Source organism: Streptomyces sp. NPDC045956, assembly GCF_056430705.1.
This window is the reverse complement of sequence record NZ_JBWKKZ010000029.1, coordinates 1-4,013: the sequence shown is the minus strand read 5'-3', so window position 1 is coordinate 4,013 and position 4,013 is coordinate 1. Positions and strand designations below refer to the sequence as shown.

The following is a 4,013-nucleotide window of genomic DNA, read 5'->3' as shown; positions in this document are numbered from 1 at the left end:
GTCAGCGGCAAGGTCGCGGCCAAGCTCGACGACCACACCGTCCGCGTCGACCTCACCGCCACCAGCGCCGGCCAGAAGGTCCTCGGCATGTCCCGAGCCGTCGTACGCCTCGCCTGACCGACAGGAGAACGATGCTCCAGCACCGGCTGTCCACCCTCACCGTCCCGGCTCTCGGCCTCGGCTGCATGGGCATGAGCGACCTCTACGGTCCCGGCGACGACGCCGAGTCGCTCGCCACCGTCCACCACGCCTTGGACCAGGGCGTCACGCTGCTCGACACCGCCGACATGTACGGGCCGTTCACCAACGAGCGGCTCGTCGGCCGGGCGATCGCGGACCGCCGGGACGAGGTCGTCCTCGCGACCAAGTTCGGCGTCGAACGCCTGCCGGACGGCACCATGAAGGGCATCAACGGCCGCCCCGACTACGTACGATCGGCCTGCGACGCCTCCCTCCGGCGCCTCGGCGTCGACCACATCGACCTGTACTACCAGCACCGCATCGACCCGCAGGTCCCCGTCGAGGAGACCTGGGGTGCGCTCTCGGAGCTGGTCGCGGCGGGCAAGGTGCGGCACCTGGGCATCTCGGAGGCCGCCCCGACGACCGTCCGGCGGGCCCACGCGGTCCACCCGATCACCGCCGGCCAGTACGAGTACTCCCTGTTCAGCCGGGGCATCGAGGCGGAGCACCTGCCCGTCCTGCGCGAGCTGGGCATCGGCCTGGTCGCCTACTCCCCCATGGGACGCGGCCTGCTCACCGGCACCGTGACGAGCCCCGGCCAGTTCCCCGAGGGAGACGTCCGCCGCCTGGCGCCCCGCTTCCAGGAGGCCAGCCTCGTCACCAACCTCACCCTCGTCGAGCGGCTGCGTACCCTCGCCGCCACGGTCGAGGCCACCCCCGCCCAGCTCGCCCTCGCCTGGCTGCTGCACCAGGGCACCGACATCGTGCCGATCCCCGGCACCAGGCGGCGCGGCCACCTCGACGAGAACCTGCGCGCCGCCGCACTGCCCCTCACGGACGACGTCGTCCGCACCGTGGCGGAGACGGTGACCGCCGACGCCGTGGTCGGCGAACGCTACGACCCGGCCCGCATGGCCACGCTGAACCTGTGAGACCGACGCTCCGCCCGGCCCCTCCCCTCACCTCCGACCCGAAGGAACCACCCATGACCATCACCGTCCTCGGCGCGAACGGATCCACCGGGCGCCTCATCGTCGAACGCCTCACCTCCCTGGGCCACCCGGTCCGCGGCGCCGTCCGCAAGCCGGGCAAGTCCGCGAAGTCGGCCCCCGGCGCGGTGGAGTACGTGGCACTCGACCTGGCGACCCCGGGCCGTGACCATTTCGCGGAGGTCTTCGCGGAGACCGACGTCGTCATCAACGCCGCCGCCACCCGCAGCATGACCAAGAAGCAGGCCGACCTGATCGACCGGCAGGGCATCGTCACGGCCATCGACGCCGCGTCCGCCGCGGGCGTGAAGCGCTGGATCCAGGTCTCGATGATGGGCTCCGGCGACCCGTCCCGAGCGCCGGGCTACCTGCGCGCCACCGGCCACGCCAAGCACACCGCCGACGTCCACCTCACGAACTCCGGCATGACCTGGACGGTCATCCGCCCGCCGTGGCTCACCGACGGCGCCGCCACCGACCTGATCACCGTCGGCGACCAGGTCCCGGAGGGCTCCCTCAGCCGCGCCGACCTCGCCGCGGTCGCCGTCGCCTGCCTGGACACGGCCGCGACGCACGACCGCCTCTTCGAGGTCACCGGCGGAGGCCGCCCGATCCCCGACGCCCTGACCTCACTGTCCTGACCCGTTCACCTCACCCCCACACCCCCATGACGCAGCACCCGCCCGCGCCTCGATCCGGTACCCTGTGGACCGAGCGCCCGGGCAGGCCCTGCCACACCCACCGCAGCCGCCGGCCCCGGACGCTCAGGGCTTGACCCCAAGCCCTCGCCTTCGTAGCTCAGGGGATAGAGCACCGCTCTCCTAAAGCGGGTGTCGCAGGTTCGAATCCTGCCGGGGGCACAGAGAAACACCTGGTCAGAGGCCCTTCCGTCCATCGGACGGGAGGGCCTTCGTACTCGCGGCACACATATGGCACACACGCGGCTGCGGGCAGAGGTGGGGAGCTGTGCGAGATGCCCTCAGAGGACGAGCTGGCCCGACGCCGGTACGCGAAGCTGGTCGACCGGCTGGAGACGTTGATGCGCGCCGGCCTGAACCCCATGTACGAGGGCTACTACGGCCAGCTGGTTCTCGGCCGCGAGGACCTTACCGAGATGGGTGAACTCAAAGACCTTCGACAAGCCGCTCGGGAGGCCGGAGGACGTCTCGGCTGGAAGGTGGCCACTCGACTCGTCGACGGCAGGCTCTTCGTGCTTGACCAACGGGAGGTACCCCACGAGATCGAGCGGCTGGCCGGCGATGCGACCGCAGAGGCCGTCGACCGCGCACGGGAAAAGGCTTTCCGGCCGCGGCTGACCTGACTCGAAGACAGTCCGGAGTGCGCCGCGCCACCGCGCGGAGCGACGAACGACGCCCTTGACCGCGGTTTCCCAGCACGGATCAGACACACGTCACGCGGAGCCCTCCTCCAGAACGGCCACCGCTACTGCGGCCTCTCGGGCCTTCCGCTCCGCCTTCTCCAGCTTGGCCTTCGCCTTGGCCAACTGCTTGGAGCGCCGCTTGTGCATCTTCTTCCCGTGCAGCGGGCCTGCCCGTGCGAATCAACATCATCGTCGCCGAGGAGAACGCCCACGAGGTGGACGACATGGTCCGCCTGGTGGAAGACCGCTGGGGCTTCCCGTACCAGGTCTTCACGAACATGTCCCCGACGATCGACGGAGAGGCGAAGCCGCTCGCCTCACAGGCCCAGAAGTACGTCCGCGCCCGCCGTGTCTTCACCGGCTGCAACGCCGGCCACACCTTCTTCCACGTCGACCCGCACGGTGTCGCCTCGGTCTGCAAGATCGGCCGCGACCCCAGCGTGAACCTCATGACCGAGGGCCTGACCGCCCTCCCCCGGCTCGGCGGCATCGCCGAGTCCCTCCAGCTCCGCACCGGTGGATGCTCCGGCTGCTCGAAGGTCGGCACCTGCAGGACATGCCGGCCGCTGGCCAAGCTCCACCAGGAGGCGGGGGACAACCGATCGCTCTACTGCCAACACGGAGGTTACGGAGCATGACTCCCACCAGCGCCACCCTGACCCGGCCCGCGCCGATCCCGGTCACCATCGGCCTGCGCCCGCCCGCAGAGGCCACCGGCGCCCTGCCCGTGCCCATCTCCGCGCCCCCGGTCCCTGAGGGCACGTTCCAGATCATCGGCGACCTGGACGTCGACGTCGCCGAGTCCGCCGGGTGCAGCTGCTCGGCTGGCGACGACCAGCCCTACTAGACCGGGGCTCCACTCCGGCACGCTGCCCCGGCCGTACGCTGGCCGGGGCAGCCCATCGTCTTCTCCGAGGAACCGCGCCGTGTCCATGATCCGCCGCCACTTCCACGACCTTCCCGTGGAGGCCCACCAGGCCATCGCCGACAAGGCGGGTCCCATCCATGCCGCCCGCACCGCCGACGGAGGGCTGAACTCGGGCATCGCCGCGTTCCTCGACACCGATCATGACCCGGTCTTCGTCAAGGGCACCCCCACCGACCACCCACAGGCCCCGGCCCAGCGTCGAGAGGCCGCGATCAACCCACACCTCCCCCGCGCCTGCCCCCGCCTGTACTGGCACATCGAGGTGGCCGGCTGGGACCTCCTCGGGTACGAGGTCCTCCCGGGACGGCACGCCGACTACAGCCCGGGCTCCCCAGACCTGCCCCTCGTCGCCGGGGCCCTTGCGGAACTCCAGAAGACCACCGCTCCCCCAGACATCCTCATTAAGACGCCATTTCACTTGGCGTGATCTTGCGGCAGTTTGGGGTGATGACTGCTGCGCTTGTCGAGCGGATGGCGCCGGAAGATCTGTGGGCTCTGTTCCAGCGGGTGGTGCCGCCAGCGCCGGTTCGCCCGC

At 70.7% G+C, this 4,013-nt stretch carries 6 protein-coding genes, 1 tRNA gene and 2 pseudogenes; all 9 read left to right on the top strand.

Annotation, left to right across the window (positions count from 1 at the left end):
• A pseudogene (locus AC07FV_RS34765) lies at window positions 1–117 on the top strand (dehydratase); the annotation flags it as partial.
• Window positions 118–131: 14 nt separating this feature from the next.
• The gene (locus AC07FV_RS34760; RefSeq protein ID WP_479091756.1) at window positions 132–1,112 is read left to right on the top strand and encodes an aldo/keto reductase; all 981 of its coding nucleotides are present in this window, start codon (window positions 132–134) and stop codon (window positions 1,110–1,112) included.
• A 53-nt stretch (window positions 1,113–1,165) separates the two neighbouring features.
• The gene (locus AC07FV_RS34755; RefSeq protein ID WP_479091755.1) at window positions 1,166–1,810 is read left to right on the top strand and encodes an SDR family oxidoreductase; all 645 of its coding nucleotides are present in this window, start codon (window positions 1,166–1,168) and stop codon (window positions 1,808–1,810) included.
• 146 nt (window positions 1,811–1,956) lie between these two features.
• Window positions 1,957–2,029: transfer RNA gene (locus AC07FV_RS34750), tRNA-Arg, on the top strand.
• A 113-nt stretch (window positions 2,030–2,142) separates the two neighbouring features.
• Window positions 2,143–2,490 carry a hypothetical protein gene (locus tag AC07FV_RS34745; RefSeq protein ID WP_479091753.1) on the top strand — a complete coding sequence of 116 codons (348 nt, stop codon included), beginning with the start codon at window positions 2,143–2,145 and terminating at the stop codon, window positions 2,488–2,490.
• Window positions 2,491–2,723: 233 nt separating this feature from the next.
• Window positions 2,724–3,188: a hypothetical protein gene (locus tag AC07FV_RS34740; RefSeq protein WP_479091751.1), complete on the top strand. Its 465-nt coding sequence runs from the start codon at window positions 2,724–2,726 to the stop codon at window positions 3,186–3,188.
• On the top strand, window positions 3,185–3,397 hold the full coding sequence (locus AC07FV_RS34735; protein WP_042177088.1) for a hypothetical protein: 213 nt from the start codon (window positions 3,185–3,187) through the stop codon (window positions 3,395–3,397). The genes AC07FV_RS34740 and AC07FV_RS34735 overlap by 4 nt, the downstream gene beginning before the upstream one ends.
• Window positions 3,398–3,476: 79 nt before the next feature.
• Entirely contained in the window at window positions 3,477–3,905 is a 429-nt protein-coding gene (locus AC07FV_RS34730) for a hypothetical protein (RefSeq protein ID WP_479091749.1), read from the top strand.
• Window positions 3,906–3,925: 20 nt separating this feature from the next.
• A pseudogene (locus AC07FV_RS34725) lies at window positions 3,926–4,013 on the top strand (IS5/IS1182 family transposase); the annotation flags it as partial.